This is a genomic window from Asanoa sp. NPDC049475 (assembly GCF_040676915.1).
Taxonomy (GTDB): Bacteria; Actinomycetota; Actinomycetes; order Mycobacteriales; family Micromonosporaceae; genus Asanoa.
The window spans coordinates 196827-212923 of the sequence record NZ_JBFAPY010000010.1 but is presented as its reverse complement, the minus strand read 5'-3'; the positions used below and the strand labels follow the sequence as shown (position 1 = coordinate 212923).

General features: G+C 70.7%; 11 protein-coding genes. 8 read left to right on the top strand and 3 right to left on the bottom strand.

Annotated elements, in window-relative coordinates:
- Nucleotides 1-163 precede the first annotated feature (163 nt).
- From pyk to AB0J88_RS34905, 4 genes are all read left to right on the top strand, one after another.
- The gene (pyk, locus tag AB0J88_RS34920; protein WP_364348781.1) at nucleotides 164-1615 is read left to right on the top strand and encodes a pyruvate kinase; all 1452 of its coding nucleotides are present in this window, start codon (nucleotides 164-166) and stop codon (nucleotides 1613-1615) included.
- Nucleotides 1612-2496: an acyl-CoA thioesterase II gene (locus tag AB0J88_RS34915; RefSeq protein ID WP_364348784.1), complete on the top strand. Its 885-nt coding sequence runs from the start codon at nucleotides 1612-1614 to the stop codon at nucleotides 2494-2496. Before pyk ends, AB0J88_RS34915 begins: the two co-directional genes overlap by 4 nt.
- 36 nt (nucleotides 2497-2532) lie before the next feature.
- Nucleotides 2533-3000: an Rrf2 family transcriptional regulator gene (locus AB0J88_RS34910; RefSeq protein ID WP_089251592.1), complete on the top strand. Its 468-nt coding sequence runs from the start codon at nucleotides 2533-2535 to the stop codon at nucleotides 2998-3000.
- A 396-nt stretch (nucleotides 3001-3396) separates the two neighbouring features.
- Complete coding sequence (locus AB0J88_RS34905; RefSeq protein WP_364348787.1) at nucleotides 3397-3732, top strand: hypothetical protein; 336 nt, start codon at nucleotides 3397-3399, stop codon at nucleotides 3730-3732.
- Nucleotide 3733: 1 nt separating this feature from the next.
- Here AB0J88_RS34905 and AB0J88_RS34900 read toward each other — a convergent pair whose 3' ends face one another.
- Nucleotides 3734-5170: a pyridoxal-dependent decarboxylase gene (locus tag AB0J88_RS34900; RefSeq protein WP_364348790.1), complete on the bottom strand. Its 1437-nt coding sequence runs from the start codon at nucleotides 5168-5170 to the stop codon at nucleotides 3734-3736.
- A 12-nt stretch (nucleotides 5171-5182) separates the two neighbouring features.
- A complete protein-coding gene (locus tag AB0J88_RS34895; RefSeq protein ID WP_364348793.1) occupies nucleotides 5183-6349 on the bottom strand; it encodes an epoxide hydrolase family protein in 1167 nt (388 codons plus the stop codon).
- Between the two features lie 29 nt (nucleotides 6350-6378).
- On the opposite strand from AB0J88_RS34895, the gene AB0J88_RS34890 reads away from it, so the two are divergent.
- The 3 genes from AB0J88_RS34890 (at nucleotide 6379) to AB0J88_RS34880 (ending at nucleotide 13642) form a co-directional block, all read left to right on the top strand.
- A complete protein-coding gene (locus tag AB0J88_RS34890) occupies nucleotides 6379-7119 on the top strand; it encodes an SDR family oxidoreductase (protein ID WP_364348796.1) in 741 nt (246 codons plus the stop codon).
- Nucleotides 7120-7272: 153 nt separating this feature from the next.
- The gene (locus AB0J88_RS34885; RefSeq protein WP_364348798.1) at nucleotides 7273-13104 is read left to right on the top strand and encodes a ThuA domain-containing protein; all 5832 of its coding nucleotides are present in this window, start codon (nucleotides 7273-7275) and stop codon (nucleotides 13102-13104) included.
- 13 nt (nucleotides 13105-13117) lie between these two features.
- A complete protein-coding gene (locus tag AB0J88_RS34880) occupies nucleotides 13118-13642 on the top strand; it encodes a hypothetical protein (protein WP_364348801.1) in 525 nt (174 codons plus the stop codon).
- Nucleotides 13643-13742: 100 nt separating this feature from the next.
- On the opposite strand, the gene AB0J88_RS34875 is transcribed toward AB0J88_RS34880, so the two are convergent.
- Nucleotides 13743-14540, bottom strand: coding sequence for an SDR family oxidoreductase (locus tag AB0J88_RS34875; protein ID WP_364348804.1), 798 nt, complete (start codon nucleotides 14538-14540; stop codon nucleotides 13743-13745).
- Nucleotides 14541-14764: 224 nt separating this feature from the next.
- Here AB0J88_RS34875 and AB0J88_RS34870 point away from each other — a divergent pair, with 224 nt between their 5' ends.
- On the top strand, nucleotides 14765-15940 hold the full coding sequence (locus AB0J88_RS34870) for a S8 family peptidase (RefSeq protein ID WP_364348807.1): 1176 nt from the start codon (nucleotides 14765-14767) through the stop codon (nucleotides 15938-15940).
- The last annotated feature ends 157 nt before the right edge of the window (nucleotides 15941-16097 follow it).

The following is a 16097-nucleotide window of genomic DNA, read 5'->3' as shown; positions in this document are numbered from 1 at the left end:
CTATGCGAAATCCGTTAACAAGGGGCCCTTGCTTCGGGTTCCGCGCGGGCGCGAGTAGGCTCGCTCACGGCCCACTGGCGGGTGACAAGGCCGGTGGGCGGCAACTGTTCGGATTCCCGACAGAAGCCGGTTACGAGGACGATCCGGGAAAGAGACTAGCCTCATGGGCGTGACACGCCGCGCGAAGATTGTCTGCACTTTGGGCCCAGCCACCTCCTCGCCGGAGCGGATCCGTGGCCTCGTGGACGCCGGGATGGACGTGGCACGGCTCAACTTCAGCCACGGTGACCACGCGGACCACGAAGCGGTCTACAAGCTGGTCCGCGAGGCCGCTGACGCCGCCGGCCGGGCGGTCGCGATCCTGGCCGACCTGCAGGGCCCCAAGATCCGGCTCGGCCGGTTCGCGGACGGCCCGCACGAGTGGCGCACCGGCGACTCCGTGGTCATCACCAGCGACGACGTCGCCGGCACCGTCGACCGGGTCTCCTGCACGTACAAGAAGCTGCCGCAGGAGGTCAAGCCCGGCGACCGGCTGCTGATCGACGACGGCAAGGTCGCGGTCGAGGTCACCGAGGTCACCGGCAACGACATCCGCGTCCTGGTCATCGAGGGCGGCCCGGTCTCCAACAACAAGGGCGTCTCGCTGCCCAACGTCGCGGTGAGCGTGCCGGCGCTGTCCGAGAAGGACACCGAAGACCTGCGCTTCGCGCTGCGCCTCGGCGTCGACCTGGTGGCGCTGTCGTTCGTCCGCTCACCCGACGACGCCAAGCTGGTCCACCAGATCATGGACGAGGTCGGCGTGCGCCGCCCGGTGCTGGCCAAGGTGGAGAAGCCCGAGGCCGTCGAGCGGCTCGAAGAGATCGTCGACGCGTTCGACGGCATCATGGTCGCCCGCGGCGACCTGGGCGTGGAGCTTCCGCTCGACCAGGTGCCGCTGTGGCAGAAGCGCGCCGTGCAGATGTGCCGCGAAGACGCCAAGCCGGTCATCGTCGCCACCCAGATGCTCGACTCGATGATCGAGAACGCGCGCCCGACCCGCGCCGAGGCCTCCGACGTGGCCAACGCGGTGCTCGACGGCGCCGACGCCCTGATGCTCTCCGGTGAGACCAGCGTCGGTAAATACCCGGTGCTGACGGTCAGCACGATGGCGAAGATCATCTCGACGACCGAGGGCGGCGGCCTGCCGATCCCGCGGCTCCAGCACGACCCGCGCACGCACGGCGGCGCGCTCACCATCGCCGCCTCCAACGTCGCGCGCGCCGTCGGCGCCAAGGCGCTGGTCGCGTTCTCGCAGACCGGCGACACGGTCCGCCGGCTCGCCCGCCTGCACTGCGAGCTTCCGCTGCTGGCCTTCACCCCGGTCTCCGAGGTGCGTGCCCAGCTCGCGCTGAGCTGGGGTGTGGAGACCTTCCACATGCCGTTCGTGCAGCACACCGACGACATGTTCCGCCAGGTCGACCAGGCGCTGCTCGGCCTCGGCCGCGCGGAGCCCGGCGACTACGTGGTCGTCGTCGCGGGCAGCCCGCCCGGCACGCCGGGCTCGACCAACACGTTGCGGGTGCACCTGATCGGCTCGCTGGTCGACCCGGCCAGCGTGCCGCGCCAGACCCCGTGACCGCAGCCATGCCCGAGGGTGGGCAGTCGGCGGTCGACTATCTCGTCGAGATGCTCGACCTCGAGCGGCGTGACGAGAGCACGTTCGTCGGCACCACCCCGGTGGTCGGCCTGCAGCGCGTCTACGGCGGGCACGTGGCCGCCCAGGCGTTGGTGGCGGCCGGCCGCACGGTGGATCCGTCGCGCACGGTGCACTCGCTGCACGGCTACTTCGTGCGGCCCGGGGAGTCCGGCGCGCCGATCGAGTACCACGTCGAGAACATCCGCGACGGCCGGTCCTTCTCGGTGCGCCGCTCGGTGGCCGTACAGAACGAGAAGACCATCTTCTTCATGTCGGCGTCCTTCCACCGGCAGGAGGAGGGCCTCGACCACCAGGCACCGCTGCCGCCCGACGTGCCCGGCCCCGACGAGGTGCCGACGATGCGCGAGCGGCTGTCGGCCTACCCGGAGCGGCTCGGCATCTGGAAGTCCGTCCCGTGGTCGCTCGACGTGCGCTATGTCGGCGAGCCCGGCTGGGTGCCGCCCGGCGACCGGCGCGCGGACCCGCACCAGCGCGTGTGGATGCGCATCGACGGCAAGCTGCCGGACGACCCGCTGCTGCACGCCTGCGCGCTGACCTATGCCTCCGACATGACCCTGCTCGACTCGGTGCTGTCGGTGCACGGCGAGGTCTGGGGACCGGGCGGGGTGATCGGGGCGAGCCTCGACCACGCGCTCTGGTTCCACCGCCCGTTCCGGGCCGACGAGTGGTTCCTCTACGACTGCTGGAGCCCGACCGCCTCGGGCGGCCGCGGCCTGGCCACGGGCCGGATGTTCGCGGCCGACGGAGCCAACATCGCCACCGCGGTCCAGGAGGGCCTCCTCCGCCGCGTGGGTGCATGATCCTTTCGCGTCTACGTACCCGATAGGCTTAGTGGCATGCGACTGTCCGCACGGGTCGACTACGCACTACGCGCGATGGCTGAACTGGCCGCGGCCGCCGACCAGCACAGCGACGGCCCGGTGCCGATGACCGCCGAGCAGGTGGCCAAGGCACAGGACATCCCGCCGAAGTTCCTGGAGAGCATCCTGCTCCAGACGCGGCGGGCGGGCCTGGTCCACGCCCAGCGCGGCCCGGAGGGTGGCTACTGGCTGGCCCGCCCGGCCCGCGAGATCACCCTGGGGCAGGTGATAAGGGCGATCGACGGCCCGCTGGCCAACGTCCGCGGGCAGCGTCCGGAAGATCTGGGTTATCAGGGCGCCGCGGCGGCCCTGCAGGACGTGTGGATCGCGCTGCGCGCGAGCGAGCGCGAGATCCTCGACCTGGTCTCGATCCACGACGTGGCTACCGGCAAGCTCCCGGACCGCGTCCGCGACCTGACCGCGGACCCGGCCGCCTGGGCGTAAGGCCGCGTCGTCCACCACGGTGAGCCTCGTCCGCGGCCTGAGCGCGGATCAGGCCGCCTGGTCTTGGAGCCGCGGTGTAAGGCCCACGACGGTCCGGAGGTCGCATCTCGGACCGCCGCGGGTACGCACATCGAACCATCTTCGGCAGCGCTCCGATCCGGAACGGCCGCCTGCGCCTGATCGCCCGCTCTGCGCCGGACGTCCCCGGAGTCCGTTTGCTCTGCACCCGAATACACACCACCCCAGCTCGGAGGTGGTGCGTATGTGGGTGCAGAGCAAAGCATCCAAAGACTGTCGTCTTTCCGCGCATCCCCGAGCGCGGGGTGGCCGGTCGCGCGCCGGTGCTCGTGGGCGCGCCTGAGGTATCCGCCGCGCGGCCCCCAGTAGCGTGCACGCGTGGAACGCGCTGAACTGATCTCGCTTCTCGCCGACGAGGCGCCGGCCCAGCGGGCCTGCCGGGCTGCTCTGGAGGGCGGAGCGATCTTTCATGTCCAGCCGGGCGACGGGATCCCGGCCAACGAGCTCGCCCCCAGCTATCGCGTGCGTGAGGCGCACATCAGGAAGGTCGGCATCCCGTCGGTCGGGTTCGCCGAGGCCGTCGAGACGCTGGCCGCGCTCGAGGAGCGGCCGGTGCTGGTCGGCAGCGTCGCGCAGGAGGCCTCACCGCGAAGCTTCGTGGTCTTCCTCGCCGCCGACGCTACCGCGGTGCTCGCCTGCATCGGTGTCGGCTGAGCTAGTCAGCCAGGATCTCGGTGGCCGCCGCGGCCAGCACCGACCACGCCTCGTCCACATGGGACTCCGCCGTCTGGGGCGCGCCGACCGCGAGCCGCAGGACGTAGGCGCCGTTGACGCGCGTGTGGGTCAGATAGAAGCGGCCCGTGGCGTTGACCCGGGTCAGCAGCGCCTCCGACGCCGCGTCGCCCGCCTTCAGGCGGAAGCAGACCAGCGAGAACGGGTGCGGCGCCGCGATCTCGAAGCGGTCGTCGGCGGCCACGTGGGCCGCGAAGCGTTGGGCCAGGGCCACCCCCGACCGGATGTGCGCGCGGAGCCCCTCGGCGCCGTACCAGCGCAGCACGAACCACAGCTTCAGCGACCGGAAGCGGCGGCCGAGCGGTACGCCCCAGTCGCGGTAGTCGATCACCGCGCCGGACTCCGTCGCCACGTTGCGCAGGTATTCCGGCATGACAGTCAGGGCGGACACCAGCGCCTCGCGGTCGGCTACCCAGAAGGCGTCGCAGTCGAAGCCCGTCAGCAGCCACTTGTGCGGGTCGAAGCAGTAGGAGTCCGCGTGTTCCAGGCCCGCGTGGCTCCAACGCAGCTCAGGGCAGACCGCGGCCGCGCCGGCATAGGCCGCGTCGACGTGCAGCCACACCCCGAACTCCTGGCAGATCCGCCCGATCTCCGCGAGCGGGTCGACCGCCGTCGTCGAGGTGGTGCCGATCGTGGCCACGACGACGGCCGGCCGGGCACCGGCCGCGACGTCAGCGGCCAGAGCTGCCCGTAGCGCCGACGGGCGCATCGCCAGCGTCGAGGGGTCGACCTCGACCTGCCGCACCCCCGCGTCACCGATGCCGGCGATCCGGGCCGCCTTCTCGATCGACGAGTGGCCCTGGGTCGAGGTGTAGACCGTGTAGCGGGTGTCGCCGATGCCCGAGACGCGCCACGTCCCACTGCCGGCCCGGTGCAGGCCGGCCAGCGTGGCCACCAGCGCGGCCGAGGAGGCCGAGTCCTGGATGACGCCGCCGCCGGTCGAGGTGGACCGGAACCGCTGCGGCAGGTCCAGCAGCTCCGCCAGCCAGTCGAGCATGACGGTCTCGACCTCGGTCGCGGCCGGCCCGGTGGCCCACAGCATCCCCTGCACCCCGAGCCCGGCACCGACCAGGTCGCCGAGCACGCTCGGGCCCGAGGTGTTGGCCGGGAAGTACGCGAAGAAGCCCGGGTGCTGCCAGTGCGTCATGCCGGGCAGCACGACCTCGTCGAGGTCGGCCCGCAGGCCGGCGAAGCCGTCACCCTCGTCCGGCGGACCCGCCGGAAGGCGCGCGGCGACCGCACCGGGTGCGTCCGTCGGGCGCACCGGGAGCGAGCCGACCGACTCCCAGTAGTCGGCCACCCAGTCGACCAGATCGTGCCCGTGCCGGCGGAACTCGTCGGCGGTCATGTGCCCTGCCATGCCCTGAGTCGATCAACCACCACCCTCCGAGCGCAACACGCTCCCGAAGAACGCCGCTATGTCGCTCGCCACCAGGTCGGGCTCCTCGACGGCGGCGAAGTGCCCTCCCCGCGGGAACACCGTGCGCCGCCGCACGTCGTAGAGCCGCTCCGCCCACGACGCCGGCGGCACCCCCTCGGGCACGAACTCGTTGGCGAACACCGCCGTCGCGGTCGGCACGCGGACCCGGTCCGCGGGGCCAGGTGAGACGCCCTGCCAGCGGTTGTCGTAGTAGTCGCGGATCGACGTGGTGATCGACCCCGTCGCCCAGTAGACGGTCAGCAACGTGCACAGGAAGTCACGGCCGAAGCGGCCGTCGACGTCGCCGCCCGTGTCGCCCCAGGCCCGCCACTTCTCCACGATCCAGGCGGCCAGCCCGGCGGGGGAGTCGGTCAGCCCGTAGCCCAGCGTCTGCGGCCGGCTGCTCTGGATGGCCGTGTAGCCGCGCTCGGTGCTATCCCAGGCCGCCAGATGGTCGACGTAGGCCCGCTCCTCGGGCGTCAGCGGCGCCGAACCCGGCCCGAGGTAGGGCGAGACCTCCGGCGTGGTCAGATGGAGGCCGGTGACCCGCTCCGGGGCCGTCAGCGCCATCCAGGTGGCCACCCCGGCACCGAAGTCGCCGCCGCCCGTCCCGTAGCGGGGATAGCCCAGCGCGCTCATCAGCCCGTGCCACAACCCCGCCACGTAACGCGTGGTGACGCCGGTGTGCGCGGGACGCGGGGTGAAGCCGTAGCCCGGTAGGGAGGGCACCACCACGTCGAACGCCGGGCCATCGATGCCGTGTGCCGCCGGGTCGGTCAGCCGGGAGACCAGCGGCAGGAGCTCGACCCAGGCGCTCGGCCACCCGTGCGTCAGCACCAGCGGCACCCCGCCGCCACCGACCGCCCGAGCGTGCACGAAATGGACCGGAACCCCGTCGACCACCTCGACGAACTGGGGGTAGGTGTTGAGCCCGCGCTCCGCCGCCCGCCAGTCGAACCCGTCGGCCCAGAACGCGACCAGCTCGCGGAGATAGGCGAGATCGGTGCCCTGCTCCCACGCCGCCCCGGGCGCGGGCGACGGCCACCGGGTGGCCCGGAGACGGGCGCGCAGGTCGTCGAGCACAGCCGCGGGGACCTCGACGAGAAAAGGCCGACTCATGTCCGGGACGCTACGTCCGGGGTGTGACAATGCCACCCGTGAAGGTCACCATCGTTACCGGCGGATCGCGCGGCATCGGTGCCGCCACCTGCCGCCGCCTCGTCGCCTCCGGCCACGCTGTCGCGGTCGGCTACCGCAACGACGCCACCGCGGCGAAGACCGTCGTCGACGAGCTCACCGCGAAGGGCGGCACCGCACAGGCGTACGCCGTCGAGACGGCCGACTCGGCCCAGGTCGCGACGCTGTTCGCGCGGGTAGCCGAGGACCTCGGCCCGGTCACCGGCCTGGTCAACAACGCCGGGGTCGGCAGCCGGATCGGCCCCTTCGTCGACCTCGCCGACGACGACCTGCGCCGGGTCATCGAGGTCAACGTGGTCGGCGCGATCTTCTGCGCGCGCGAGGCCGCCCGGCGGATGACCGGGGGCGGCGCGATCGTCAACATCTCCTCGGCCGCCGCGACGCTGGGGGCGCCGTTCGAGTACCCCCATTACGCGGCCAGCAAGGCCGCGATCGACGCGCTGACGGTAGGACTGTCAAAAGAGCTCGGGCCTTCCGGAATTCGTGTCAACACGGTCCAGCCCGGCATTATCTACACGGATTTTCACGGCACACAAAGCGGCGAGGCCGGCCGCCCGGACCGGCTCGGGCCGAGCTCTCCGCTGGGTCGCTCGGGCCAGCCCGACGAGGTCGCCGCGGCCATCGCGTGGCTGCTCAGCGACGACGCGTCCTATGTCACCGGTGCCACGATCAGGGTCGCCGGTGGACGGTAGTTACTAAAACGTTATATGCAAATACGTCGCGCAAGACTTGTTTTTGCGTTGATCCACAAGAGTTAATCGTCTGGCAGCGATCATCCAACCTGGGCACTCGGTCTTCGGCGAGCCGAGAACCCGGGCCATTACCGCTTGCGGAGGAGTGCCTTCGTGTCCGTCCATCGCCGTGTCCAGACCAGACTCAAGACAAGACTCAAGACCAGCGTCAGACCCCTCATCACCCTCGCGTCCAGCCTCGCCCTCGTGCTCGGCGTGCTCGTGGCCGGCCCCACGCCCGCCGGCGCCGCGCCGGCAGCGCCGGGCGACCCGTACAACGTCCTCGTCTTCTCCAAGACCGCCGGCTTCCGGCACGACTCGATCCCGGCGGGCATCGCCGCGATCCAGCAGCTAAGCGAGGACCACGGCTTCTCGGTGACCGCCACCGAGGACGCGGCCGCGTTCACCGACGCCAACCTGGCCAACTTCGCCACCGTCGTCTGGCTCTCGACCACCGGTGACGTGCTCAACACCGACCAGCAGGCGGCCTTCGAGCGCTACGTCAAGGCCGGCGGCGGCTACGTGGGTGTGCACGCGGCGTCCGACACCGAGTACGACTGGGCCTGGTACGGCCAGCTCGTCGGCGCGTACTTCTCGGCGCACCCGAGCAACCAGAACGCCACGATCAAGGTCGAGGACCCGGCGCACCCGTCGACCGCGGGCCTGCCGGCTGAGTGGAACCGCTTCGACGAGTGGTACAACTTCCGCACCAACCCGCGCGCCAACGTGCACGTGCTGGCCAGCCTCGACGAGACCAGCTACTCGCCGGGCTCCGGCGCGATGGGTGCCGACCACCCGACCGCGTGGTGCCAGGACTTCGACGGCGGCCGCTCCTGGTACACGGGCAGCGGGCACACCCAGGAGTCGTACGCCGAGCCGAACTTCCTCAACCACCTGCTCGGCGGCATCGAGACCACCGCGGGCGTCGTCGACGCCGACTGCTCGGCCAGCAAGACGAGCAGCTTCGAGAAGGTGACGCTCGACAGCAACACGCAGAACCCGATGGAGCTCGACGTGGCGCCCGACGGCCGGGTGTTCTACGCGGAGCGCGACGGGCGGCTGCAGGTCATCTCGCCGACCACCGGCCTGACCACGACGGCGGCCACGCTGGACGTGTTCACCGGCAACGAGGACGGCCTGATCGGCGTACGCCTGGACCCGGACTTCGCCACCAACAACTGGATCTACCTGTACTACGCGCCCGACGGCGGAGCACCGCGCAACTACCTGTCGCGGTTCACCGTCAGCGGCAACACCGTCGACCTCGCCACCGAAAAGGTGATCCTGCAGGTCGACACCCAGCGCAACACGTGCTGCCACGCGGGCGGCAGCATGGTCTTCGACAGCGCCGGCAACATCTACCTGGCGACCGGAGACAACACCAACCCGTTCGAGTCCAACTCGTTCAACCCGATCGACGAGCGCCCGGGCCGGCAGGACTTCGACGCCCAGCGGTCGAGCGGCAACACCAACGACCTGCGCGGCAAGATCCTGAGGGTCCACCCCGAGGACGACGGCACGTACACGATCCCCTCGGGCAACCTGTTCGCACCGGGCACCGCGCTGACCCGTCCCGAGATCTTCGCGATGGGCTTCCGCAACCCGTTCCGGATCGGCATCGACCCGAAGACCGACACGCTGGTCGTCGGTGACTACGGTCCGGACGCCGGCGCCGCCGACCCCAACCGGGGTCCGGAGGGCACGGTCGAGTGGAACATCGTGGAGCGGCCCGGCTTCTACGGCTGGCCCTACTGCCACGGCAACAACTACGCCTACAACGACTACACGTTCCCGAGCGGACCGAGCGGGCCGAAGTTCGACTGCGCCGCGATCGTCAACAACTCGCCGAACAACACCGGCCTGCAAAACCTGCCGCCGGCGATCCCGGCCACCATCGACTACGACTACAGCGGCAACCCGCTGTTCCCGGAGATCGGTGGTGGTGGCGCCCCGATGGGCGGCCCGGTCTACCGCTACGACGCGGCCAGCACGTCGGACCGCAAGTGGCCCGCCTACTACGACGGCAAGGCCATCTTCGGTGAGTGGAACCAGAACAAGATGTACACGTTCCAGCTCGCCGCGGACGCGCACAGCGTGGTCGACATCAACCAGCTGCTGACCGGGATGAGCTTCCTGCGCCCGATGGACTTCGAATTCGGGAAGGACGGCGCCCTCTACCTCATCGAGTGGGGCAGCGGGTTCGGCGGCAACAACGACAACTCCGGGATCTACCGGATCGACTACGTGGCGGGCGACCGTGCCCCGATCGCGGTCGCCTCGGGCACGCCGACGAGTGGTCCGTCGCCATTGAGCGTCCAGTTCTCCAGCGCCGGGTCGCGTGACCCGGACGGCGAGGAGATCACCTACGCCTGGACGTTCGGCGACGGCGGCACCTCGACCGACGCCAACCCGAGTCACACGTACGCTGCCGCGGGCAACTACACCGCCCAGCTCACCGTGACCGACCCGGGCGGGCGCACCGCGGTGGCCAACGTGCCGATCACGGTGGGCAACACCGAGCCGACAGTGTCGATCTCGTTCCCGCCGGACGGTGGCTTCTTCAACTGGGGCGACCAGGTCGAGTACACGGTCACCGTGACCGACCCCGAGGACGGCGACATCGACTGTTCCCGGGTCAAGCTCCAGTACTACCTGGGCCACGACGAGCACGCCCACCCGCTGCAGAGCCAGCAGGGCTGCACGGGCAGCATCCAGACGTCGCTCGCCTCCGGCCACGGCGCTGACGCCAACGTGTTCGGCGTGTTCGAGGCGACCTACACCGACGACGGCGGTGCCGGCGGGTCCAACCCGCTGACCGGTCGCGACATCGAGCAGCTCCAGCCCAAGCGCAAGCAGGCGGAGTACTTCTCGGCGACCGGCCGCTCGCCCGACGGCGTCGGCGGCGGCGACCCGGGTGTGCAGCGGGAGACGACCGGCGACACGCAGGGCGGCTTCCAGAACATCGGCTTCATCGAGGACGGTGACTACTGGACGTTCGACCCGGCCAACCTGACCGGCATCACCAGCCTGCGCTTCCGGGCTGCCTCGGCGGTCAACGGCGGCCGGATCGAGGTGCGGTCCGGTGCGGTCGACGGTGCCGTGCTCGGCACGGTCGACGTGCCCGGCACGGGCGGATGGCAGTCCTACGTGGACGTCACGCTGCCGCTCGACAACCCGCCGACCACCAGCGGGCCGCTGTTCTTCATCGCCCGCAACCCGGCCGGCACCACCGGCCAGGGCTCGGTGTTCAACGTCAACTGGGTCGACTTCCTCGGCCGCGGCGTGACCGACAACGCGCCGCCGGTGGTCACCGCGTCCGGCAACCCGACGACCGGCACCACGCCGTTGGTCGTCGAGTTCAGCGGCACGGCGACCGACGAGGAAGGCGACGCGATCACGTACGCGTGGGACTTCGGTGACGGGTCCAGCGCCACGACGGCCAACGCGTCGCACACCTACACCACACCCGGCACGTTCACGGCGACCCTGACCGCGACCGACGCCCGGGGTGCGGCGGCGTACGCCACCGTGCCGATCCGGGTCGAGGCGCCGAACACGTCCTGCTTCGGGGCGCGCTCGGACAACTTCGACGGCACGGCGCTCGACCGTGAACGGTGGAGCACGATCATCCGGGAGAACCAGACGTACTCGGTCGCGAACGGCGCTCTGCGCCTGCCGACCCAGGCGGCTGACCTCTACGGCTCCCGTGCCGACGCCGGCAACCTCGTGCTCCAGCCGACACCGGCCGGTGCCTGGGAGGCCACCACCAAGGTGACCGTCCCGTTGACCGGCAACTACCAGCAGGCCGGCCTGATCCTCTACGGCGACGACGCCAACTGGGCCAAGCTCGACCTGCTGTTCGCCGACTACAAGCGGGTGGAGTTCATCCGCCAGACGGCCGGCACGCCACGCAACGAGGCGGCCGACAGCGTGCGGGCGGACACCGACACCGCGTTCCTGCGGCTCACGTCCGACGGCACGAACCTCACCGCGGCGTTCTCGACCGACGGTGTGACGTTCACGCCGGCCGGTCGTTCGGCCGCGCTGGCGGGGATCAACAACCCGAAGATCGGCCTGTACGCGGTCAACGGCGGCCAGTCGTCGCCGGTGGTCAACGCCGAGTTCGACTGGTTCCAGATCACGCCGGACGAGGCCAGTGGCGAGGTCGACCCGTCGGACGAGTTCGACGGCTCGGCGCTCGACAAGTGCCGGTGGGACGCGGTCGTCCGCGAGGACGCCACGGCCTACCAGGTCGGCGGCGGCTCGTTGACGATCGACGTGCCGAACGGCGACATCTACACCGGCAACAACACCGGACCGACCAACTTCATCCTGCAGAACGCTCCGGCGGGCGACTGGACGATCGAGACCAAGGTCGACGGCAGCCAGCTCAACGAGCAGTACCAGCAGGGTGGCCTGATGGTGTACCTCGATGACGACAACTACCTCAAGTTGGACTTCATCGCGGACAACACGGCGGGTCAGCCGGTCTCCCGGCGGATCGAGTTCCGCAGCGAGATCGCCAGCGTGGTGCAGAACCCGCAGCCGCAGGTCACCAACCTGACCAACGCGGTGTGGCACCTGCGGCTGGCCAAGGTGGGCGACACCTACACGGCGTCGTACTCCGCGGACGGCACCAGCTGGACCACGTTCCCGGAGACGCTGACCAACGCCGCGGTCGCGACCGACACCAAGGTCGGTCTGTTCAGCCTCGGCGCGGCACAGCAGGCGTCGAAGCCGATCTCGTTCGACTACTTCCGCCTGTCGACGGGCCCTGAGGAGCCCGACGACACCACGGCGCCGGTGACCACGTCCGTGGTCTCGGGCACCGCCGTCAACGGCTGGTACACCGGCCCGGCGACGGTCACGCTGACGGCGGCGGACGAGGCCGGCGGCAGCGGGGTGGCGAGCACCGAGTACCAGGTCGACGGTGCGACCACCTGGACGCCGTACACGGCGGCGGTTGTCGTGTCGGGTGACGGGTCGCACGAGGTGCGGTTCCGGTCGACCGACGAGGCCGGCAACGTCGAGGCGACCAAGTCGGTCGCGGTGAAGATCGACGCCACGGCGCCGGTCACCGCGGCGACGTTCGCTCCGGCGACCGACGACGGTTGGCACAACGGTGCCGTCCCGGTCACGCTGACCTCGACCGACGCGGGGTCGGGGGTGGCCAAGGTCGAGTACTCGCTCGACGGCGGCGCCTGGACCCCGTACACGGTGCCGGTCGACGTCTCCGGCAACGGCGAGCACGAGCTGCTCTACCGCGCGACCGACACGGCCGGCAACGTGGAGACGCTCAAGTCGGCGATCATCAAGATCGACGGTACGAAGCCGACGGTGATCATCGGCGGGCTGGCCGACGGCCAGCTCTACGGCGACAGCCAGGACGTCCGCGTGACGTACGAGGCGGTCGACCCCACCTCCGGCCTCAAGAGCGTCGTCGGCACCCTCGACGGCGCGGCGTACCCGGCCAACAAGCTGCAGGCCATGTTCGAGCTTCCGCTCGGCCTGCACGAGCTGACCGTGACCGCGACCGACAAGGCCGGCAACGTCACCGCCACTTCCGTGCGGTTCTACGTGACCACGTCGTTCCGCGACATGCAGTTCCTGCTGGACCGCTTCAAGGCGACCGGTTGGCTGACGCAACAGGCACACAAGCAGCTCGGAGCCAAGCTCCAGGCGGCGCGTGACGCCGAGGCGAAGGGCAACGACACCAAGGCGATCAAGCACCTGCGCGAGCTCGTCACCCTGGCCTCGAACACCACCCTGGTGCCGAACGCCGAGGTACGGGACGTCATGATCCGAGACGCCAACGCGATGATCGTCCGCCTCGGCGGCGAAGCCAGCGCGGCGGCGAAGACGGCCAACGAAGGCAAGCCGCTGAAGGGCACGGGCCGCGTGCCCGGCGACCCGGCGCGGCAGGTCTCCGGCGGACCGCTGAAGTAAGGGAGCTCCCGGGATGAGCGTCATTCGGTTCGTGGCGGCGGTGTTCGCCGCGGCACTGCTGGCGCTCGTCCCGGGCCTTCCGGCCTACGCACACGACGGACCCGTCACGCTCGACGTAGCCGGAGACGGCGCCGGGGGCGTGACGGTCCGGGCTGTCTACACGAAGGACAAACACCCGGTCGAGCAGGCTGTCGGGTTGGTTCTGACCGCGACGGGCGAGGGTGGGCGGTCCGTGGGGCCGATCCAGCTGCGGCCGTCCGCCGAGGGTCAGGGATTCTATTCCAGCGGACCGGTGCTCACGCCGGGGGAGTGGTCGGTCTCGGTGACGGCCCCGGACCCGCACCCGGGCACGGCAAAGGTCAAGGTCCAGGCGAAGACCGCGCAGCAGATGCCCCCGGTGGCCACGGAGCCGGAGTCCACGACGTTCACCGACCGCTTCAGCTGGCTGTGGTGGCTCGGCGGCGCGGTCCTGGTCATCGCCGTGCTCGGCGCCATCGTCCAGAAACGGGCTGCCCACCCAGCTGACCGATCCCGCTAGCCCAGCGGACGTCGGACTGTGCCCGCAGCCCTGACCGCGCGGGGGTTCTCCGCCAGATGGACGCCACCGACGGCCGGTGACGCGGGCGGAGGACCTCGTTTCACTCAGCCCAGTTGCCCAGGCTGAGCGGGCCGGTCATCGCGCCTCCGTCGACCGGCAGGACGATGCCCGTGATCCAAGCTGCGTCGTCCGACGCCAGGAAGGCGACCGCTGCCGCGACGTCTTCCGGCTCGCCCACGCGACCGGCCGGGTAGCGCCCCGCCAGCCGGTCGAGGACCTCCAATCCCTCGGGGCCGCTCATCGTCCACGCCCGCGTCCGGACTGTGCCTGGCGCGACCAGGTTGAAGCGGATCCCGCGCGACGACGAGCCCTGCCGGGCCAGCTCACGCCGCGAGTACAACACCGCCAGGTTCTGGTTGAGGCTCACCAGACCCGCCTTCGCCGTCGAGTAGACCACCTCGCCGAAGGCCGCCAGGCCGTTCACCGAGCCGATGCTGACCACGTTGCCGCCGACGGGCGAGGCCAGCAGGTGCGGCAGGGCCGCCTGGATGCAGCTGACCGCGCCGTGCAGGGTCGGGCCGGACTCGATCTTCCACGCCGCCTCGTCGATCTCGAGGAACGGTGTCGCGGCGGAGACGCCGACGTTGTTGACGAGGACGTCCAACCGGCCGTGCCGGTCGACCACCGCCGCGACCATGGCGTCCACCAAAGCGCGGTCCGTGACGTCACAGACCAAGGGCAGCCCGCCCACGTCGGCGGCGGTCGCCTCGACCGCGGAGGCGTCGACATCGGCCAGGGCCACCGCTGCTCCCTCGGCCGCGAGCCGGGCCGCGATGGCCCGGCCGATCCCCCGGGCCGCCCCGGTCACCAACGCCACGCGCCCGTCGAACCGCCGCATGACCACGATCATCGAGGGTGATCGGGACCGGCGCCAGTCACGGCAGCCGGCCGACTCCGGCCCACACGCACGACAGCCGCGGGTCGTCCGCGAAGTCGGTCGGGTCGTCGGGGGCCGGACGCCACGCCGCGGCGCACGAAGGCCCGGTTGGCCTTGGCCATCGCGGGCGCCGACGGCATCATCGCGACCACCTTCGCGGCGGCCTCGCGGTCGGCGGGGAAGTTGTGCACCCCGTCAACCAGGCGTACACCTATCCGGCGAACCCGGGGCAGGGTGCGACCGTCTACGTGCTCGACACCGGCCTCAACGCGAGCCACGTCGACTTCACCGGGCGGGTCAGGCAGGGCACCGACATGGTCGACAACGACAGCAACCCCGCGGACTGCCACGGCCACGGTACGCACGTCGCCGGCACCGCCGTCGGCACCAGCTACGGCGTGGCCAAGAAGGCGAGCGTGGTGGCCGTACGCGTGCTGAACTGCCAGGGCAGCGGCACCAACGACGACCTGATCGCCGGCATCAACTGGGTGCGCACCAACGCGCAGAAGCCGGCGGTCGTCAACTACAGCATCGGCTGCCAGAGCCGGTGCAGCAGCCAGGCGATGGACAGCGCGGTGTCGAGCCTGATCTCGTCCGGCGTGCAGTTCGTCCAGGCGGCGGGCAACTCGTCCGACGACGCCTGCTACTACAGCCCGCAAGCGGTAGCGGCGGCGGTCACTGTCGGCAACACCAACAGCTCCGACGCGCGCAACGGCAGCAGCAACTACGGCTCGTGCCTGGACATCTTCGCGCCGGGCACGAGCATCGTGTCGGCGTCGTACTCCAGCAACACCGGCAGCGCCACGATGACCGGCACCTCGATGGCCTCGCCCCACACGGCCGGGGCGGCGGCGGTCTATCTGAGACTCAACCCGTCGGCGACGCCGGCTCAGGTGCGGGACGCGCTCGTCAACAACGCCAGCACCGGCAAGGTGACGAGCCCGGGCAGCGGGTCGCCGAACCGCCTGCTCTACACGGGCTTCATGAACGGCGGGACCAACCCGAACAACCCGTCGGTCACGAACCCGGGCAACCAGAGTACGGCCGTCGGCGCGTCCGTGAACCTCCAGCTGCAGGCGTCCGGCGGGACGGTCGAGCCGCTTTCGAACTCGTACTCGATGAACGCCGTGTCTCCCTGCGCGAGCATCCGGTCGAAAATGATCTCCGCGGCCAGCAGCCCGGTGCCGGGATCGGACCGCACCCGCCCGACCCGGCAGTTCCGCCGTGGATGCACGCTGACGGGTGCGTGCGGGTCGTCGGTGTGGAAGATCCCGACGGTACGGGACACGCGGTCGACGTTGGCCCGGAGCACCTGCCGGCAGACGAGACCGCGCTCCTGCCGGTCAGCCCCGACCAGATAGAGGTCGTGCATGCTGACCCGGCTGAGCTCGTGGTACATCCACCGATCGAGCTCACTCATAATCTTGGCGACGCTGGCGCCGTTGGCGAACAGCCGGTCGATGTCGATGGTGCCCGGGGGTTGGTTGAGCCAACGGCCGCGCGGGCGGCGGGGGCCGA